The 18581-nt window shown below is 73.5% G+C and carries 17 protein-coding genes; 8 read left to right on the top strand and 9 right to left on the bottom strand.

Annotated elements, in window-relative coordinates; genetic code table 11:
* Window positions 1-65 precede the first annotated feature (65 nt).
* Window positions 66-1292: a CaiB/BaiF CoA transferase family protein gene (locus tag ACLJWH_RS04265; RefSeq protein WP_411140186.1), complete on the bottom strand. Its 1227-nt coding sequence runs from the start codon at window positions 1290-1292 to the stop codon at window positions 66-68.
* 302 nt (window positions 1293-1594) lie between these two features.
* Between ACLJWH_RS04265 and ACLJWH_RS04260 the strand changes: the two genes are divergently transcribed.
* Window positions 1595-1855: a hypothetical protein gene (locus ACLJWH_RS04260; RefSeq protein WP_411140185.1), complete on the top strand. Its 261-nt coding sequence runs from the start codon at window positions 1595-1597 to the stop codon at window positions 1853-1855.
* A gap of 194 nt (window positions 1856-2049) precedes the next feature.
* Here ACLJWH_RS04260 and ACLJWH_RS04255 read toward each other — a convergent pair whose 3' ends face one another.
* A complete protein-coding gene (locus ACLJWH_RS04255; RefSeq protein WP_411140184.1) occupies window positions 2050-2658 on the bottom strand; it encodes a Yip1 family protein in 609 nt (202 codons plus the stop codon).
* A gap of 84 nt (window positions 2659-2742) precedes the next feature.
* On the opposite strand from ACLJWH_RS04255, the gene ACLJWH_RS04250 reads away from it, so the two are divergent.
* Window positions 2743-3459 (top strand): VIT family protein, encoded by a 717-nt coding sequence (locus ACLJWH_RS04250; protein WP_411140183.1) that lies wholly within the window; start codon window positions 2743-2745, stop codon window positions 3457-3459.
* A 149-nt stretch (window positions 3460-3608) separates the two neighbouring features.
* Here ACLJWH_RS04250 and ACLJWH_RS04245 read toward each other — a convergent pair whose 3' ends face one another.
* The 5 genes from ACLJWH_RS04245 to ACLJWH_RS04225 form a co-directional block, all read right to left on the bottom strand.
* Window positions 3609-4775: a P1 family peptidase gene (locus tag ACLJWH_RS04245; protein WP_411140182.1), complete on the bottom strand. Its 1167-nt coding sequence runs from the start codon at window positions 4773-4775 to the stop codon at window positions 3609-3611.
* A 93-nt stretch (window positions 4776-4868) separates the two neighbouring features.
* Complete coding sequence (locus tag ACLJWH_RS04240) at window positions 4869-5669, bottom strand: L,D-transpeptidase family protein (RefSeq protein ID WP_411140181.1); 801 nt, start codon at window positions 5667-5669, stop codon at window positions 4869-4871.
* A gap of 427 nt (window positions 5670-6096) precedes the next feature.
* Window positions 6097-7254 (bottom strand): low temperature requirement protein A, encoded by a 1158-nt coding sequence (locus tag ACLJWH_RS04235; protein ID WP_411140180.1) that lies wholly within the window; start codon window positions 7252-7254, stop codon window positions 6097-6099.
* Window positions 7255-7268: 14 nt separating this feature from the next.
* Window positions 7269-7610, bottom strand: a complete 342-nt coding sequence (locus tag ACLJWH_RS04230; RefSeq protein WP_411140179.1) for a nuclear transport factor 2 family protein — start codon at window positions 7608-7610, stop codon at window positions 7269-7271.
* A 214-nt stretch (window positions 7611-7824) separates the two neighbouring features.
* Window positions 7825-8682 carry a sirohydrochlorin chelatase gene (locus ACLJWH_RS04225; protein WP_411140178.1) on the bottom strand — a complete coding sequence of 286 codons (858 nt, stop codon included), beginning with the start codon at window positions 8680-8682 and terminating at the stop codon, window positions 7825-7827.
* Between the two features lie 312 nt (window positions 8683-8994).
* Here ACLJWH_RS04225 and nirB point away from each other — a divergent pair, with 312 nt between their 5' ends.
* A complete protein-coding gene (gene nirB / locus ACLJWH_RS04220; protein ID WP_411140177.1) occupies window positions 8995-11511 on the top strand; it encodes a nitrite reductase large subunit NirB in 2517 nt (838 codons plus the stop codon).
* Between the two features lie 100 nt (window positions 11512-11611).
* Window positions 11612-11977: a nitrite reductase small subunit NirD gene (gene nirD, locus ACLJWH_RS04215; RefSeq protein ID WP_411140176.1), complete on the top strand. Its 366-nt coding sequence runs from the start codon at window positions 11612-11614 to the stop codon at window positions 11975-11977.
* Between the two features lie 178 nt (window positions 11978-12155).
* Here nirD and ACLJWH_RS04210 read toward each other — a convergent pair whose 3' ends face one another.
* A complete protein-coding gene (locus ACLJWH_RS04210) occupies window positions 12156-13187 on the bottom strand; it encodes a methyltransferase (protein WP_411140175.1) in 1032 nt (343 codons plus the stop codon).
* 178 nt (window positions 13188-13365) lie between these two features.
* On the opposite strand from ACLJWH_RS04210, the gene ACLJWH_RS04205 reads away from it, so the two are divergent.
* Together ACLJWH_RS04205 and ACLJWH_RS04200 are read left to right on the top strand one after the other, a co-directional pair.
* Window positions 13366-14643 (top strand): amidohydrolase, encoded by a 1278-nt coding sequence (locus tag ACLJWH_RS04205; protein WP_411140174.1) that lies wholly within the window; start codon window positions 13366-13368, stop codon window positions 14641-14643.
* 234 nt (window positions 14644-14877) lie between these two features.
* Window positions 14878-15963: a MerR family transcriptional regulator gene (locus ACLJWH_RS04200; protein WP_411140173.1), complete on the top strand. Its 1086-nt coding sequence runs from the start codon at window positions 14878-14880 to the stop codon at window positions 15961-15963.
* On the opposite strand, the gene ACLJWH_RS04195 is transcribed toward ACLJWH_RS04200, so the two are convergent.
* On the bottom strand, window positions 15960-16481 hold the full coding sequence (locus tag ACLJWH_RS04195; protein ID WP_411140172.1) for a GNAT family N-acetyltransferase: 522 nt from the start codon (window positions 16479-16481) through the stop codon (window positions 15960-15962). The genes ACLJWH_RS04200 and ACLJWH_RS04195 overlap by 4 nt on opposite strands.
* A gap of 540 nt (window positions 16482-17021) precedes the next feature.
* Between ACLJWH_RS04195 and ACLJWH_RS04190 the strand changes: the two genes are divergently transcribed.
* Window positions 17022-17147: a hypothetical protein gene (locus ACLJWH_RS04190; protein ID WP_411140171.1), complete on the top strand. Its 126-nt coding sequence runs from the start codon at window positions 17022-17024 to the stop codon at window positions 17145-17147.
* A 102-nt stretch (window positions 17148-17249) separates the two neighbouring features.
* Window positions 17250-18320, top strand: coding sequence for a methyltransferase domain-containing protein (locus tag ACLJWH_RS04185; protein WP_411140170.1), 1071 nt, complete (start codon window positions 17250-17252; stop codon window positions 18318-18320).
* The last annotated feature ends 261 nt before the right edge of the window (window positions 18321-18581 follow it).

Genomic DNA, 18581 nt, shown 5'->3' with positions numbered 1-18581 from the left:
GGCGTGCTGGTAAACAGCACCTACTGACGGGTTTGGTTGCGAATGGCACTACCTTGTGGCCAAGGTCACATTAGCGGTGGCAGTGGTTGGTCGGACGGTCCGGACAGCCAGGTTCGCAGCGGCGTGCCGTGCTCGTCCAGGCGGGGTGGGGCGAAAGGTTGGGTGACCGGTGTCCCGGACAGTCGCAGCGGACTGCGGACTTGGGGAATCCGGCCGTCTCCGATGGTAGCGACCGGGTCGAGCCCGAGTCGCGCCGCCAACTCCAGTGCCTCGGAGAGGGTGTTGACCGGCCCGCACGGCACGGACGCGGCACTGAGGCGAACCGTCCATCCTTGCGGCGTATCGGCCGCCAGGCGCTCTTCGAGTGCTTTGACAAGATCTGTTCGATTTTGTACGCGGTCCTGGTTGCGGCGGAACCGGGTGTCCTCGGCGAGTCCGGGCGCCCCCAGCACCTGTGCGAGCGCCCGGAACTGACGGTCGTTTCCGACCGCCACCGCGAGCAGTCCGCCCCGGCAGGTCAGCGTCTCGTACGGGGCGATGCTCGGGTGCCGGTTGCCCATCGGCCCCGGATCGCGCCCGGTGGCCAGGTGGCCGGACGCCTGATTGACGAGCGAGCCGAGGAGGGAGGAGAGCAGGTTGACCTCCACCGACTGGCCCTCGCCGGTCCGGTCGCGGTGGCGCAGGGCCGCGAGAATGCCGGTGACGGCGTCCTTGGCGGTCAGTGCGTCGACCAGGGCGACGCCCGCCTTCAGGGGCGTACCGCCGGGTTCACCGGTGATGCTCATCAGTCCGCCGACGGCCTGCACCACGAAGTCGTAGCCCGGTAGCGGGGCGCCCTCGCCGGAGCCGAAGCCGGTGATCGTGCAGTGGATCAGACCGGGGTGGGCGGCGCGGGTGGCGGCGGGGTCCAGACCGTACTTGGCGAGCGCCCCGGGGCGGAAGTTCTCGATCAGGATGTCCGCCCGGCGGGCCAGTTCGCGGGCGGCCGCGGCATCGTCCGGATCGCCCAGATCCAGGGCCAGGCCGCGCTTGGAGCGGTTGGCGGCGTCGAAGTAGGCGGCGGTGCCGTCCGCCGCGAACGGCGGGCCCCAGGCGCGGGTGTCGTCGCCGGTCCCGGGCCGCTCCACCTTGATCACGTCGGCGCCGAGGTCGGCGAGCGTCGCGGCGGCCAGCGGCCCGGCCAGCACTCGGCTGAAGTCGGCGACGAGGACGCCGTCCAGCGCGCGGGCGGGGGCCGGGGCCCGGTCCGGGCCGGCGGACGGCTCCGGCGGGAGCGGCTGAGGCTGCGGCACGTGCGTACTCCTCACGTCGCGTACGGTGTGCCGTCATCGTCGGGGGGCGTCCCCGCCGCCGGAAGCCTCCGGGGTGTCCAAGGGGGCGGGCCGGAATCTGCCACGGCGGAGGGGTGCGCGGGGCGGGCGGGGGAGGCGGCGAGGGGGTGCGGACCGCGGCACCGGGGCATGGCGGGAAAGTGGCGAAATGTCTTAGGAATTAGGTAACTTGGGGACTTAGGTCCCAAGATCCTCTGTCGGAAGTCCCGCGCCGTGGTGTCTACTGGGACGCGTCCCACGCCTCGCCCGTCCTGGAGGACCGCATGCCCACCGCCGTCTCGATTCTCCAGCAGATCGGCCTCGCCGTCCTGTTCGCCGCGACGGTCGTCTGGGTCATCGGGCTGCTCAAGCTGACCCGGCACGAAGGGGTCGAGGCGGCGCCCCGGCAGGGACCCCGGCAGCTGCTCGACGGAGTGCCGCGGCAGACGGGGCCGCTCGGCCCGCCCGCCGAGAGCGTGGAGCTGAGCGCCGCCGAGCGCGAGGCGTTCGAGGGCCTCGTACGGCAACTGACGAGCCGGTACTGAGACCGCCGGGCCGCGGCGAGGGCCAGTACCCGAAGGCCGTACGCGAGGGGCCGTACGTGAGGGGCCGCCGGTCCACCGGACGGGGACGACCGTGCGGGGCCCGGCTCACCGGGGGACAGGCCCCCTGCCCCCCCTGACAGCAGACTCTGAAACCCGCCCCTGGGCCCGCGGTACCGGGCGGCACCGTCGCGCTGCTAACGGACGGTCCCCAGCTTCAGCAGCGCCAGCGCCGCCAGCAGCTGCACCGATACCGCGGTCGCGGCCTTGCGGGTCGGGAGATGGTGGTGGCCGCGGACCAGCAGCACCGCCAGGACGTAGCCGAAGCCCCAGGTCGCCCAGGTCGCGGCCTGTACGAAGGTGGAACCGGGCGGCAGCCAGGACGCCATCGCCAGCCGGGGCAGATCGGTCACCCAGAACACCACGATGAACAGGCTCGCGGTCGGCGCGAAGCGGCCGCTGCCGCCGAGGGTGCGGGCGATGGCATGGGTCACCGCGCCCAGGACGAGGCTGGCGATCAGCACCCCGGCCTCGGCCAGCCCGGCCAGTTGCAGCGCATGCGTGCGGTTCACCGCCCACTGCTGCCGGAACGCGTCCATCGACAGCACCCCGATCGCGCCGCTGACCAGACAGAGCAGCAGCGCCGCGCCCCACACGCTGCGGTCCCGCGCCTCGTCCAGGATCTCCACCGGCCGGTGCCACAGCCCGATGAGGAGCCGGTGCCACCACAGACGGCGGCGCCGTGCGGGCTCGGGGGGCGCCGGCTGGACCAGCGTGGGCGGCGGAGGCGGCGGAGGTGCGGACATACGGCCGTTTCTACCACCGGCGAATCCGGCGTGGCGCGGGGGCGTCGGACGGAGCGCGGCCGGTACGGATGAGACGCTCGGCCGGTGAGCGTTCCGAGCCCCGGTCATGACGAGGCCCACAGCGGCGTACTGGGCAGCCGCCTCAACTGGCTGCGCGCCGCGGTCCTCGGCGCCAACGACGGTGTGGTCTCCACGGCCGGACTCGTCGTCGGCGTCGCCGGAGCCACCGGTGACAGCGGCGTCCTGCTGACCGCCGGGCTGGCCGGACTGCTGGCCGGATCGATGTCGATGGCCGCGGGCGAATACGTCTCGGTCTCCACCCAGCGCGACTCCGAGAAGGCGGCGCTGGCCCTGGAGAAGTGCGAGCTGGCGAAGGAACCGCAGGCCGAACTCGTCGAGCTGACGGAACTGCTGGAGGGCAAGGGGCTGAGCGCCGAACTGGCCCGCGATGTCGCCGCGCAGCTCACCGAGCACGACGCGCTGCGCGCCCACGCCGAGGTCGAGCTGGGCATCAACCCCGACGAGCTCACCAACCCCTGGCACGCCGCCGGTGCCAGCTTCCTCGCCTTCACCGTCGGCGCGCTGCTGCCGCTGCTGGCGATCGTGCTGCCGCCGTCCGCCGTGCGGCTGCCGGTCACCGTGGTCGCGGTGCTCGCGGCGCTCGCCCTGTGCGGCTGGTCCGGCGCCCGGCTGGGCGCCGCCCCGCCCGGCCGCGCGGTGCTGCGCAACGTCGTGGGCGGCGCGCTGGCGATGGCGGTGACGTACGTGGCGGGGACGCTGCTGGGCGCGGCCGGGACCTGATCCGGGCCCCGCCCCGTACGCGGCGGATGCGCCGGGCACCGGACCTCGCCGCCCCCCCCGCGTCAGTCCCGGGCCCCGCGCCCGTACGGGCCGTACGAAGCGGTCTCCACGTGCCGGCCTCGTTCCTGGGCCGGCCGCCGTCCCGCCCCTCAGGCTCCGTACAGATCGCGGTAGGAGGGGAAGACGCCGCCCGGACCGTCCACCGTCTCGGCGGCGAGGGCGGCCTTGACCACGGCGCGGGTCAGGACGTCCGCACCGGCGGCCAGGATCTCGTTCAGCGCGCCGGCCTGCGCGTGCACCCCGAACACCGGGTCGGCGAGCGCCTCGGCGGGGGCGAGCGGGCGGACGGCGGTGGACAGGGCGAAGACCGTGTCGCCGTCGGAGAGCAGATGGACCGGGCGGATGGCGCGGGCCAGACCGTCGTGTGCGGTGCCCGCGAGCTTGTGGGCCTGGGCGCGGGTGAGGACGGCGTCGGTGGCGACGACGGCGAGCGTGGTGTTGAGCGGCGGTCGCGCCGAGGCGGCCGAGCGGGCCCGGGTGGTCTCCTGGGCGGCGGCCAGCCGGCGCCGGGCGGCGGCGTGCACGGCGGCGGCCGGGAAGACTTCCGGGCCCTCGTGCAGCCGGCCGTACAGCGCGCCGGTCCGCGGATCGGCGAACGAGCCCGCCGCGTTCACCGCCGCCAGCGCCCCCACCGTGATGTCCGACGGCAGCACCGCGCTCGCGGTGCCGATACCGCCCTTGAACCCGCCGGCCACCGCACCCGTACCGGCACCCGTGGTGCCCTGTGCGGGCGGTGTGCCGGCGGCCGAACGAGCCGCCGCCTCGGCCGCGGCCCGGCCCAGAGCGGCGTCCGGGCGGGCCCGCCAGTCGCCGCCGCGCCCCAGGTCGAAGAGGGCCGCGGCCGGCACGACCGGTACCACCTGCGCGGGGTCGGGGCCGACGCGGAAGCCGCGGCCCTGTTCCTCCAGCCAGCGCGCCACCCCGGACGCGGCGTCCAGTCCGAAGGCGCTGCCGCCGGTCAGCACGATCGCCTCGATCCGCTGGACGAGATTGCGCGGGTCCAGCGCGTCGGTCTCCCGGGTGCCGGGGCCGCCGCCGCGGACGTCGACGGCCGCGACCGCACCGCCCTCGGGGGCGAGGACGACGGTGGTGCCGGTGAGGTGGCCGCCGCCGACGCGCTGGGCGTGTCCGACGCGGAGGCCGGCGATATCGGTCAACGCGTCCTGCGGGCCCGGCGGGTGGGGTGCCCCGGCCGCCGCGTCCGGCCCGTCCGGCCGGTGCTGTGCTTCCTGTCCCCGACGACCCGTGTCAGCCATGCGTCATGGGTACCACGGGCGGGCCGGGCGGCGGTACGGCCGGGCGGCGGCGCGGGGTGCCCGGTGCGCGGCCGGTGGCCCGTGCGATGGCCGTCAGTGTCCGGGCGGGCCCATCACGATGACGGGGTGCTGGGCCGGGTCCAGGGTCCGCAGCAGTTCCTTCATCACCGCGGGCTTGAGGCTGACGCAGCCCTGGGTGGGGCCGTCGTGGTCGACGTGCAGCCAGACGCCGCCGCCCTTGGACGCGCCCAGCGGGCGCCGGGCGTCCAGCGGCGAGGAGCCCGGCACCCGGTTGTAGTTGATGGCGATGACGTAGTCGAAGGCGCCGGCCAGCGGCTCGCCCTCGACGCCGGTGCCATGGGCGACGAAGCTGTTGTTGTGGTCGTAGGGGAGCCTGGTGCCCCGGGGCGCGGCCAGCCGGCCGCCCGCGTCGGTGAGCGCGTAGACGCCCTCCGGGGAGCGCAGGTCGCCGTAGCGGTGGTCCTTGGTCCAGCCGTGGGCGGCGTTGTGCGCGGCCCAGGTGGGGCCCGGCCGCCAGTTCTGGGAGCCCTTGGCGCGGGTGTAGAGCACGACGGCCGAGCCGGCGGAGTTCGCGCTCTGGCCGGTGACGACCAGCACCTGGCGGGTGCCGGCCGGGATCTGCTTCCGGGCGGCGTCGCTCAGGCCCGGGATCGGCCGGGAGGCCAGGGCGGCCTCGGGGGCGGCGGCTTCCGGGCGGGAAGTCGTCGTGGGGGTGCCGTGCTTGGCGTCCTGGTGGCTGTTGTGGTCGTCGCCCGAGGCGGGCCAGGCCCACAGGGCGGTACCCACCAAGGTGGTGAGGGCGAGACCGCTCACGGCTTTGCCGCGCCGGGTCAGACTCTTGCGCGCGGGGGACTGGGCGTGGCGGGGGGCCATGGCTTGCGTCTCCTCAGATGCGGACGGGTGAGCGGCCCCTGCGGAATGTCCGCGCGAGCTCTCTGCGGGCATAAAAAGGGCAATCTGCACCCTACCGCGTCTCTGCGGGGCCGCTGTCGCGACGCCCGGCGACCGGCGGGGAACGCGCGGGCGGCGGCCCGGGAAGTGGGGCTCATTGACGGTGAATTGATGGGGTTCACGGGCGGGGTGGTGCCGGTGTGGGGGGTCGGACGAGGCGGTGGGAAGTTGGCCGGAATTCTCTCAACTCGTGTGATCGGGAGTGGAGTTGACGGGGGTGTGCGATGTCGCTGGGCGAGGTGTGGTGTACGGAGGGTGTGGAGTGGGCGGACGGGGCGGGGGACCGGTGCGCGGGCTGCGGACGGCCGTTCGGCACGCTTATGGGCGACGTGGCGTGCTTGCGCCGAGGCTACTCCTGTAGGGCCCCGCCCTGGCGGGCCGAGAACGTGACGCCGACGGCCACGGTCAGCGAGGCGACCAGCCCGGCCAGCAGGACCGCGGCATGCCCGGCGAACGTGCAGGCCAGTACGGCGAGCGAGGACACCGGCAGCACCAGCTGCTGGGCCGCACCGCGCTTCTGGTGCCGGGAGTGGATCAGCCAGACCGTGCACATGAACAGGGCGGCGGGCAGCGTCACGCAGGCGGACGCCGCGAACGTCGACAGCTGCGTCCGGCCGACCGACTCCTCCACCGCGATCTCGATGCCCGCGCCGATCGCCGCCGCCGAACCGAACACCAGATAGTGGCCGTAGCCCCATCCGAACGCCTGGCGGTTGGTGCGCAGATGCAGATGGATGGGGACCGCGAAATAGATCCAGTACGCGGCGAAGACCAGCAGCAGACCGCCGGCCGCGAGCGGCAGCAGGGTGCCCAGCTCGTCGTGCTCGTCCAGCGCGGACTGCACGGCGACGGTGGCGGCCGAGACCGTCTCGCCGAGCACGATGATGGTGAACAGGCCGTAGCGCTCGGCGATGTGGTGCGCATGCCAGGGCGTCTGCCGCTCCCACTCGGCGACCGCCGGTACCGACAGCTCCAGCAGGCCCATGACCAGGAACACCCACGGGATGTCCCCCTTGGGCAGCAGGATCAGCCCCAGCCACCCGATCTGGCACACGGTCACCCCCAGCGCGTAGCGCAGCGCGGTGCGCCGCTCGGCCCCCCGGCTGCCGTGCGCCGCCCGCAGCCACTGGATGACCAGCGCCAGCCGCATCACCAGATAGCCGAACCAGCCGACGGTGAAGTCGCCGCTGCCGAAGGCGCGCGGGACACCGGCGGCCAGGATGAGCACGCCCGCCATCTGGAGGAGCGTCACCGCGCGGTAGAACGCGTCGTCGGTGTCGTACGCCGAGGAGAACCAGGAGAAGTTGACCCACGCCCACCAGATGGCGAAGAAAAGCATGAGATAGCCGGCAATGCCGTGTCCGGGGTGTCCCTCGGCCAGGGCGTGCACCAGCTGCCGGCCGGCCTGCGCGATCGCCACGACGAAGCACAGGTCGAAGAAGAGCTCCAGGGGGGTGGCCGTGCGGTGCGGCTCGTCAGGGCGGCGCGCCCGCATCGGGACCGGCATGTCGGCGCCGCCCGTCAGCCGGTGATGCGCAGCAGGGCGATGCGGTCGCCCTGGACGGTGAAGGCGAAGTCGGACGGCCCGGTGAAGCCGTTGCCGCCGACCTGGGCGCTGACGGTGGTGGTGGCACCTTCGGTGCGTACGCCGGTGACGTCCAGGGTGACCTGCTTGCCGATGAACTCCGCGTCGCTCCAGCCGCGGATCGCGTCCGCGCCGCGGAACTCGCGGCCCCAGTCGTCGACCGCCCCGTCGTCGGTGAAGGCGTCGAGGAACCCGTCGGTGTCGCCGCCGTTGGCGGAGCGCAGGGCGCGCCGGACGGGGGCCGGGAGGTCGGCGGCGGGGGTGGCGGCGCTGCTCATACGGGCTCCTTGCGCTGGTTCCGGCCGCGGGTGGGGGCCGGGTGGGATCAGTACAGCGCGGGCGGGCGGTGCCGCCAACGAGGGAGCGGGGTGCGCGTGTCGTGTCGCCGCGGGCCGGGGCGGGGCGCGGGCGTCGGGGGTGGCGCCGGGAAAGGGTGGGCCGTCGGGCGGGGTGCCGGGTCGCGGGGCGGGAGCGGCGGCCGGGCCGGGTGGGTCAGGCGGCGAGGCCGGGGGTGAGGGCGAGCCGGCCGGCGGTGTAGCGGCGCAGGACCAGGTGGGCCAGGCGCGGATGGTCGGCGAGCGGTGCGGAGACCGCCCAGACGCCGTCCGTACCGGCGAGGGCCCGGATGAAACGGCCGGGGGCGAGGAGGTGGGTGGCGAGGGCGATACGGCGGTGACCGGCGACGCGCAGCCGCTCGATCATCTCGGGGACGGCCGGGGCGTCCGGTCCGGTCGACGAGCAGTAGGCGGCCCGGACCGGGACCGGGCCACGCTCGCCGCCCAGCAGCTGCCGCAGCTGCCGCGCGGCCCGCACCGCGCCGTCGGTGCCGCCGGGGCGGCCGGAGCCGGCCGAGGCCAGCACGATCGCGTCGGCCTTCCCGCCGGCCCGCCGCTCCGCCGCGCGTAGCCGCTCGTACAGCGAGAAGGCCACCGACACCTCGCCGCTCAGCCCGGCGGTCAGCGCGCAGTCCAGCCCGCGGGCGCGGGCGGCCGCGACGGTGGCGGGGAGGTCGATGTGGCGGTGGTAGCCGTCGCCCAGCAGCAGCGGCACGACGACCGCGCCGCGGGCGGCCCGCTCCGGGTCCGGGTAAGGGGCCGCGTACGGGTCCGGGTACGGGTTCGCGTACGGGTCCTCGTCCGGACCCCGGTCCCGGCCCTGCTCCGGACCCCGGCCCCGGCCGTCCTCGGACAGCCGTGCCAGGACGTCCGCCAGGCTCGGCCGCTGCACATCGAGATGGCCGATCAGGGGCTGGATCCCGCCAAGGCCCGTGATCAGTGCGGCGAGCCGGGCGATGGTGTCCGCGGCCTCGGGATCGGCGCTGCCGTGCACGGCCAGGACGAGTTGCGGCATGGCGGCCTCCCGAGGGGCGTCGCGGTCGGCCCGGGGCGGGGCCGGTGGAGTGCCGGGCCGTCGCCGCTGGTCGGGGAGGCGCGGCCCGTAGGCGCCACGCTACTGCCCGCAGTGGCCGAAAACAGGCGGCCAAAGCCCTGTAGGGGCAGGCCATAGGGCCATCGGCGGGGGGACTCAAGTCCCTTGGAAGCAGGTCTTTTTCGGAATGGTCCGGCCGGTGCCCGCCACTACGGTCGGGGGTGTCGAAGAGCCGCGGCGGTCCGGCTGCGATGTCGCCGCCGCCGGTGCCACGCCGTATGCGAGGAGAGTCCCATGACTGCGAACCGGTCCCGGTCCCAGACCCTGGTGCTCGTCGGACACGGCATGGTGGGACAGCGTCTGCTGGAGGCGCTGGCCGAGCGCGGCGCGCTCGCCGACATCGGGAACCCGGACCTCCCCGGCTGGCATGTGGTGGTGCTGGCCGAGGAGGACCGGCCCGCGTACGACCGGGTGCACCTGACCGCCACCTTCACGGGCACCCCGCACGACGAACTCACCCTCGCCGACAGCGACTTCTTCGCCCGGCACGGTATCGAACTGGCCCTCGGCGACCCGGCCACGGCCATCGACACCACCGCCCGCACCGTCACCTCCGCGTCCGGCCTGACCCTCTCCTACGACGCGCTGGTACTGGCCACCGGCTCCTACCCGTTCGTACCGCCCATCGAGGGCGCCGACGCCCCCGGCTGCTTCACCTACCGCACCCTCGACGACGTCGACGCGCTCACCGACTACGCCCGCCACGCGACGACCGGCGTCGTCGTCGGCGGCGGACTGCTCGGCCTGGAAGCGGCCGGTGCGCTGCGCACCCTCGGACTGACCACCCATGTCGTCGAGTTCGCGCCGCGGCTGATGCCGATGCAGGTGGACGACGGCGGGGCCGCCGCGCTGCGCACCACCATCGAGGCGATGGGCGTGGCCGTGCACACCGGTGTCGGCGCGCACGAGGTCGATGTGGACGCCGACGGTCTGACCCGCGGCCTCGTCCTCTCCGACGGCACCCGGATCAGCGCCGACCTCGTCGTCTTCTCCGCCGGCGTACGGCCGCGCGACAAGCTCGCCCGGATGAGCGGACTGGCCGTCGGCGACCGCGGCGGTGTCCTGGTCGACGAGCACTGCCGCACCGCCGACCCGTATGTGTACGCCATCGGCGAGTGCGCGCAGACCGCGGACGGCCGGGTCCACGGACTGGTCGCGCCCGGCTACCAGATGGCCGAGGTGGTCGCCGACCGCCTCGCGGGCGAGGGCCGTTCGGTCTTCACCGGCGCCGACACCTCCACCAAACTCAAGCTGCTCGGCGCCGATGTCGCCTCCTTCGGCGACCCGTTCGCCGCCGAGGGCAAGGGCGGCGCGGTGTCCGTCGTCTTCTCCGACAACCGCGACGGCGTCTACAAGAAACTGCTGCTGGGCCCCGAGGGACAGCTGCTGGGCGGCATCCTCGTCGGCGACGCGGACGCCTACGGCTCGCTGCGGCCGCACGCCGGCGCCGACCGGCCGCTGCCCGCACCCGCCGAGGCGTTCCTGCTCCCGGCCGATGGCGTCGGCGCGCTGCCGGGCGCCGACACGCTGCCCGACGACGCGGTCGTCTGCAGCTGCCACAACGTCACCAAGGGCGCCGTCCGCGCGGCCGTCGCCGAGCACGGGCTGACCGACCTCGGCGGCGTCAAACGCTGTACCAAGGCGGGCACCGGCTGCGGGGGCTGCGCCGGTACCCTCCAGCACATCCTGGACGCCGAACTCGACGCGCTGGGCGTGGTGAAGGCCCGCGGCCTCTGCCCGCACTTCGACCTCACCCGCGCCGAGCTGTACGAGACCGTCCGCACCGAGCGCATCCGCTCGTTCACCGAACTGCTGGAGAAGCACGGGACGGGCGGCGCGGGCTGCGCGGTCTGCAAACCGGTGGTCGGCAACGTCCTCGGTTCGCTCGCCCCCGAACTCGGCCTGTCCCACATCCTCGACGGCGAACAGGCCGCCCTCCAGGACAGCAACGACCTCTACCTGGGCAACCTCCAGAAGGACGGCACCTACTCCGTCGTACCGCGCATCCCCGGCGGCGAGATCAGCGCCGAGAACCTCATCGTCATCGGTGAGATCGCCCGCGACCACGGCCTCTACACGAAGATCACCGGCGGCCAGCGGATCGACCTCTTCGGCGCCCGCAAGGATCAGCTGCCCGCCATCTGGCGGCGGCTGGTCGACGCCGGCTTCGAGTCCGGGCACGCCTACGGAAAGTCGCTGCGGACCGTCAAGTCCTGTGTCGGCAGCAAGTTCTGCCGCTTCGGGCAGGGCGACGCCGTGCAGCTCGCCATCGACCTGGAACTGCGCTACCGCGGGCTGCGCGCCCCGCACAAGTTCAAGGGCGGTGTCTCCGGCTGCCTGCGCGAATGCGCCGAGGCGCGCGGCAAGGACGTCGGCGTCATCGCCACCGCGAACGGCTGGAACCTCTACGTCGGCGGCAACGGCGGGACGAACCCGCGCCACGCCGAGCTGCTCGCCGCCGATCTGTCCGCCGCCGAGCTCTTCCGGATCACCGACCGGTACCTCATGTACTACCTGCGCACCGGCGACCGGCTGGAGCGCACCTCGGCCTGGCTGGAGCGGCTGGAGGGCGGGATCGAGCGGCTGCGCGAGATCGTGGTCGAGGACGCGCTCGGTATCTGCGCCGAACTGGAGGAGCAGATGGAGCGGCATATCGCGGCGTACCGCGATGAGTGGGCGGCGGTGCTGGACGACCCCGAGAAGCTGCGGCGGTTCGCGGAGTTCGTGAACGAGCCGGCGCATGCCGGGTAGACGGGGCGGCGTACGGCCCGCGGCCCCGGTTCCCCGGCAGTACGAGCACGCGCCGCACCCGCGGCCCCATCCGTCTCGGCAGACAAAGGAGTTACGAGCCATGGACGCCACCGCACCTGTCCAGCTGAAGACCACCACCGGTGAGTGGATCACGATCTGCGCCTACGGGGACCTGGAGCCGGCGCGGGGCGTCGCGGCCAAGCTGCCGGACGGCTCGCAGGCGGCGCTCTTCCGGGACCGGGACGGTGCGGTGTACGCGGTCGGCAACCTCGACCCGTTCTCCCGGGCGCAGGTCATCGCCAACGGCATCACGGGCAGTGTGGACGGTGCGCCGACGGTCGCCTCGCCGATGTACAAGCACCTCTTCGATCTGCGGACGGGACGGTGCCTGGACGAGCCGGACAATCCGGAGCGGGCGCTGCCGGTGCACGCGGTGCGGGTGACGCCGGTGGCGGCCGGCGGCTGAGAAGCGGGCTGGTCCCCGCGCGCGGGGACGGTGGTGCCGTACCCGCCGCGCAGCGCTGTCCGCCGTCCGGAGTGGGCCGGAGGGGGCACCCGGTGCCTCCCCTCCGGCATCTGTCCGCCGCCGTCCCCGGCGGCTGCGCGGGCCCCAGGCCCACGGGTTCCCCCGGGGCGGCCGCGCGCTACTCCGGCACCGCCTCCACGATCGACGGGAAGGCGGCGGTCGGCAGGACGCGGGTCAGGCGGAAGCCGCCCGCGGAGAGCAGGGTGGCGAACTCGTCGGCGGTGCGCTCCTGCCCGTCGACGAGGGCCATCATGGCGATGTCCATCGTCTTGCCGAAATGCGGGGCGTTGCCCTGCGGCAGTACGCAGTCGACGACCAGCAGCCGGCTGCCCGTACCCATCGCCGCGTGGCAGGCGCGCAGGATGCGGCGGCAGGCGTCGTCCGGCCAGTCGTGCAGGACGTGCTTGAGGACATAGAGGTCCCCGCCCTCCGGTACCGCGGCGAAGAAGTCGCCCTCCTCGGTGCGCCAGCGGCCCTTCAGCTCGTCGCCGTCCAGCAGGTGCTGGGCCAGCGGCGGGGCCTGGTCGAAGAGGATGCCGTCCAGCCGCGGGTACCGGCGCAGTACGGCACGGAGCAGGCCGCCGCGGCCGCCGCCGACGTCGACGACGGTGCCGGTCTCGGGGAACGGGTACGCGGCGGACACCGCCTCGTCCACCGGGGCGGACAGTGAGGACATACCGCGGTCGAAGAGATCGCGCTGGGCCGGATCCGACAGCAGATGGTCGAAGAACGGCGCTCCGAAGAGCCGCTCGAACGCCGCTCCGCCGTGCTGCACCGCCTCCTGCATAGCGGCCGAGGTCCGCAGGAACATGCCGTCGGTGATCATCAGTATCGCGCTGTGCAGCGAGTCCGGGGAGTCGGTGCACAGCTGTCTCGCGGTGGGTGTCAGCTGGTACGCGCCGGCGGCGTCCTCCCGGAAGATGCCGCGGGTGGCGAGATAGCGCAGTACGCGCCGCAGGTGCGGCGGGTGCGTGCCGGTGGCGTCGGCCAGCTGTTCGGCGGTGCGCGGTCCCTCGGCGAGCCGGTCGGCGATGCGGTAGTGGGCCGCGGTGCGCAGCGCGGCGGAGAAGAAGTGACCCATGGCCTGGTCCAACAGATGGGTCGCGATGTCGTCGGGCTCACCGGTCGGTTGGGTGGATGAAGTGGCCAACGTCCGCCTCCGGTCATCGTCTTGGGCAGGTTGATCCACGGTGGCAGCCGTGGCCCCGGGTGTCACGAAACCCCGCCGCCCACCCGCGAAGTCCGGCCAGGGTCAGCCGGGGCGTGCCGGTGGCCGTGGTGGCGCGGCGGTGCCGGAGGGGCGGGTTCTTCCATGGTCGAATGTTTGTATGAGCGCTAGTGGTATTTCCCTTCCCGCGTCTCCGTACGCCGCAGTTCTGGCCCCGCTCGACGGCCGCCTGGCGGACCTCGTGGCGCTGTACGAGGACCTGCACCGGCATCCGGAGCTCGGCTTCCAGGAGACCCGTACGGCCGCTGAGGCCGCCCGCCGGCTGACCGCCCTCGGCTACGACGTCACCACCGGTATCGGCGGTACCGGTGTCACCGGTGTGCTGCGCAACGGGCCGGGGCCGGTGGTCCTGCTGCGCGCCGACATGGACGCGCTGCCCGTCACCGAACGCTCCGGCCTGGCGTACGCCTCCACCGTTCCCGGCCGGATGCACGCCTGCGGGCACGATGTGCACGTCACCTGCCTGCTGGGCGCGGCGGACCTGCTGGCCACGGGCCGGGACCGCTGGTCCGGCACGCTGGTCGTGCTCTTCCAGCCCGCCGAGGAGACCGGCAGCGGCGCCCGCGCCATGCTGGACGACGGCCTCTACCGCAAGGGTCTGGTGCCCACCCCCGATGTCGTGCTCGGCCAGCACGTCGCCCCGTTCGGCGCCGGGCTCATCGCGTACTGCCCCGGCGCCTGCATGGCCGCGTCCGACAGCCTGGAGATCACCTTCCACGGCACCGGCGGGCACGGCTCGCGGCCCGAGACCACCGTCGACCCGATCCTGATGGCGGCGGCGTTCGTACAGCGGGTGCAGTCGGTGGTGGCCCGCGAGGTCGCGCCCAAGGACCAGGCGGTGGTCACCGTCGGCTCCTTCCACGCGGGGGACACCGCCAATGTCATCCCGGACCGGGCCGTCCTACGGCTCAGCGTCCGCAGCTTCGACGAGACGGTACGGACCGGGGTCCTGGCCGCCATCGACCGCATCGCACGCGCCGAGGCCGCCGCGTCCGGGGCGCCGCGCGAGCCGGAGATCGAGGCGCGGGAGTCCTTCCCGGTCACCGTCAACGAGCCCGGGACACTGCGGGAGGTCAACGAGGCGTTCGCCCAACTCCTCGGCCCGCAGCAGCTGTTCGCCTACGAACCGGTCGCGGGCAGTGAGGATGTGGGGCTGCTGGCGACCGCCGCCGGTGCGCCGCTGTACTACTGGTGGCTGGGCGGCTGGGACCCCGAGGAGTTCCGTACCGCGTTCGCGGCCGGGCGGCTGGCGGACATCCCCTCCAACCACTCGCCCCGCTTCGTCCCCGTCGTCCGGCCGACGCTGACCACGGGAGTCCAGGCGCTGACGGTCGCGGCACTGGACCGGCTGGCGGCGGGCGGCCGGACGGACGGTTGACCTTGCCCCTGGGGGAAGCCACAGCATCGGCGGTGCCGGGCGACGCGCCCGGTGCGAGAGAAGGCCGGGCGGGTGCAAGGGAAAAGGCTGCGCGGGTGGGCGGGAAAAAGCTGCGCGGGTGGGCGGGAAAAAGCTGCGCGGGTGGGCGGGAGGAAGACTGCGCGGGTGGGCGGGAAAAGGCTGCGTGGGTGCGGGAAAAGGCTGCGCGGGTGGGCAGGAAAGGCCGGGCGACAGGTGGACGGAGAGCGGCGCACGGACGCCGGACTGCTGACGATCGGGGCGTTCGCACGGGCGTCCCGGCTCTCGCCGAAGGCGCTGCGGCTCTACGACGAGCTCGGACTGCTGACGCCCGCCCGCGTCGACCCGGTCAGCGGCTACCGCCACTACGCCCCCGCCCAGTTGGCGCGGGCCCGGCTGGTCGCCTGGCTGCGCCGGCTCGGCATGCCGCTGGCCCGCATCCGCGAGGTGTGCGAGCTGGCACCCGCGGCGGCGGCCGGGGCGGTCGCCGCGTACTGGGAGCGGGTCGAGGCCGACACCGCGGCCCGCCGCGACCTGGCCGCCTTCCTCGTCGATCAGCTGTCGAGGACAAGGGAGCACATGGACATGACCGAACCGCACACCGCGCTGACGATGCGCTGCGCCGCCCTGACCGACCGGGGACTGGTCCGCACCGCCCACCAGGACGCGGCGTACGCGGGACCGCGGCTGCTCGCGGTCGCCGACGGCTACGGCGCGGGCGGCGGCCCGGCCGCCACCGCGGCGATCGAGCAGCTCAAGGCGGTGGAGGAGACGGACCTGACCTCCACGGACCTGCTCACCGCCCTGGAGGAGGCGGCCCACCGCGCCAACCGCGCCGCCGTCCCGCCCGGGGACACGGCGACCGGCAGCACCCTCACCGCGCTGCTCCGCGCCGGTTCACAGCTCGCGCTGGTGCACGTCGGGGACTCGCGCGCGTACGTCCTGCGGGACTCCGGGCTCTTCCGGATCACCCACGACCACAGCCTGGTCCAGTCGCTGGTCGACGAGGGCCGGCTCACCCCCGAGGAGGCACCGGGCCACCCGCAGCGCGCCCTGCTGCTGCGGTCGCTGGACGGCGGCCCGGCATTCGCCCCCGATCTGCAACTGCTCCAGGCACGGCCGGGGGAGCGCTATCTGCTGTGCACCGACGGCCTCTCCGCCGTGGCGCCACCCGAGGCCGTCCAGGACGTGCTGACCACGGCCGCCGACCCCGCCCAGGCCGTACGGGATCTGGTCGCGCTCGCCCACGCGGCGGGGGCGCCGGACAACGTCGCCTGTGTGGTGGCGGATATGGCGGCCTAGGAGCGCGGGTCAGTATCCGCCGCCGTGTCGGTCCAGGCGATCTCGAAGTACCTGACGCGTTCGTCTTCTCCGGCCGGCCGCATGCCGACTGCCGTCATGACGTGCTGGGACGCGATGTTGTCGTGGTCGGCGTCGCCTTTTACGCAGGTGACGCCGCGTGCCCGCGCGAACAACAGCAGCCTGCGGAGGGCTTCGGAGGCGTATCCCTTGCCTCGCGCTGACGGGATGAGGCCGTAGCCGATCGTGACGCTGCCGTTCTCGTCCGCAGGTCCGTGGAAATCCAGGCCGCCGATCGCCTGACCGTCCTCGCGGCGACGGACCTCATAGTTCCCGAACGGTCGGGGATCACCGGTGTTCGCGCAGGTGCCCAGGAAGCGCCTGGCGGCGGACACGTCCCCATCGGTGGGGTATCCGGGCGCCCATCGGGCCCCGCCATCCGACTCGCCCGCCACCACTCGCTCAGCCTCGCTGACGGTCATCGGATGAAGCACGAGCCGCGCTGTCACAAGATCGCCCATAGTCGGGAGGGGTATCACGCGGGACGACCGGACCGCACTTGGATTATCCGACCGGACAGCACCCCGCCTCCGGTTGATGACCGTAGGTGCGGAAGGCTCGCGGCATGCGTGGTGGGGATGGGCTGTTCGAGGTCGAGCCGGTGGAGAAGCAGCAGCCGCAGGGCCGTCCGGCGGGGGTGGACAAGCGGTTCAGGGCGTTCGACCCGCACCAGGTCCTGCTGCTGCCCCCGTCGCTGGACGACTGGCTCGCTGCATCGCGCGAGGGAGATCGCCCCACAGCAGGCCAGGTATCACCCGCTGATGCGAGAGACCATCGCTGTGCTGGTCCGCAGGCAGCGACGGGCGCCGGAAGGACTGGCATCGCTGGCCGCGTGGGTGGGCATGTAGGCAGCTGTCAAGGGCAGGCTGAGAAGCGATCGTCGGGGAAGCGGCACGCGGCCAAGGCGACCTCGTCCGAGCAGGGCGCAGCCGCACCATCGACAGACTCCCGCCCACCAGGCGGGGCACAGTGAAACCGAAGCCGGCGAGGGAGAGTTCAGCATGAATCACGGATGGCGCATCACCGGAGGCGGCGGCGGAGGCGGCGGGGACAAGGTACCGGGCGAGCCGTGGCCGGTCCCCGACGAGAAGCCGCACCCCGATGGCGGCCCGCGCGTGGGCGCCTGACCGTTGACCGCGACTGAGCGTGAAGGGGGCCGGTCCGCGCTGGGCCGGTCCCTGCGCGAATCAAAGGCGCTTTCCACGGATTGGGAACCGGCATTCGAGGCGGTGCCCCGCTCCGCGTTCCTGCCCGGCCTGATGTGGCCGTTCGACATGGACGCGGGGCAGAGCTGCGCTGTTTCCAAGGCGGAAGATCCGGCTGCGTGGCAGGGATACGCGGACGCGAACGTACCCATCGTCACGCAATGGGACGACGGGAAGCACCGCGGCAAGGAACCGGGTGAGGAATCGACCAGCTCGGCTTCCATGCCCGGTGTCGTGTTCCGCATGCTCCGGGACCTGGATGTGCAGCCCGGCGCGAAGGCATTGGAGATCGGTACCGGTACGGGCTGGAACGCCGCGCTGCTGGCTCACCGGTTGGGGGCCGGGAACGTCGTCACGGTGGAAGTGGACGACGGCATCGCGGCTGCCGCGCGGGCGGCTCTTGAGCGTTTCGGGTTGCCCGTCCGTGTTGTTCATGCGGACGGGTTCCTGGGATATCCGCAGGGCGCGCCGTACGACCGGATCATTGCGACGTGTGGCCTGCGGGCCGTCCCGTTTGCCTGGGTGCGGCAGTGTCGGCCGGGTGGGGTCGTCGTGGCCCCATGGGGGACGCACTACAGCAACGGGGACGCGGTGGCCCGGCTGGTCGTGGCGCGGGACGGTGCGAGTGCGTCCGGCGCCTTCACGGGGCCCGTGGAGTTCATGAAGCTGAGGGCGCAGCGGCGCCCGCCCGTGGTGCACGCCGAATACGTCACCGGCAGCGTGGCCGAGGGGGACGAGTCCGCTACGGCGGTCACGGAAGCCGAATTCGTCGGGGAGAGGTTCAGCCCCGGACGGTTCGCTGTGGGGCTCCGGGTCCGCGACTGCCGTCACACCGTTGCCGGCAAACGCGACGGGGCACGGCCTGTGTGGTTCTACGGACCGGCCGACCGTTCGTGGGCGTGTGTGATGTTCCGCGACGGGGACACGGCGCGCGTCTGGCAGTCGGGACCCCGTCGGCTCTGGGACGAGGCGGAGACCGCCTACCGATGGTGGGACGCGCACGGGCACCCTGGCTTCACACGCTTCGGACTGACCGTGGACAAGGACGGCCAACGGGCCTGGCTGGACGATCCACAAGACGCCTGGCCCCTGTAGAGCCGGCCCCCTTCGTGCGGGTGCGAGATTCCCTGGACTCGTACCTCCCCGAGCCACAACACGTTTGCCGTCCGGAAACGGGCAGGGCGGGGCACCCTCCCCGGTACGCCGACGGCGCCCCGCGCGGATGATGCGCGGGGCGCCGTGGTGTGGTGTCCGTCAGCTGCCTGATGCGGTGCTGATGCCGTCGGGCCGCGCAGATCGGTCACGCTGTGCGGTGCCGTGCCGGCCAGTTGGGTCCCGGGGCCTCGTCGGTCCGGT

This window comes from Streptomyces sp. x-80, assembly GCF_046549095.1.
Taxonomy (GTDB): Bacteria; Actinomycetota; Actinomycetes; order Streptomycetales; family Streptomycetaceae; genus Streptomyces; species Streptomyces celluloflavus.
This window is presented reverse-complemented; position numbering and strand designations above follow the sequence as displayed.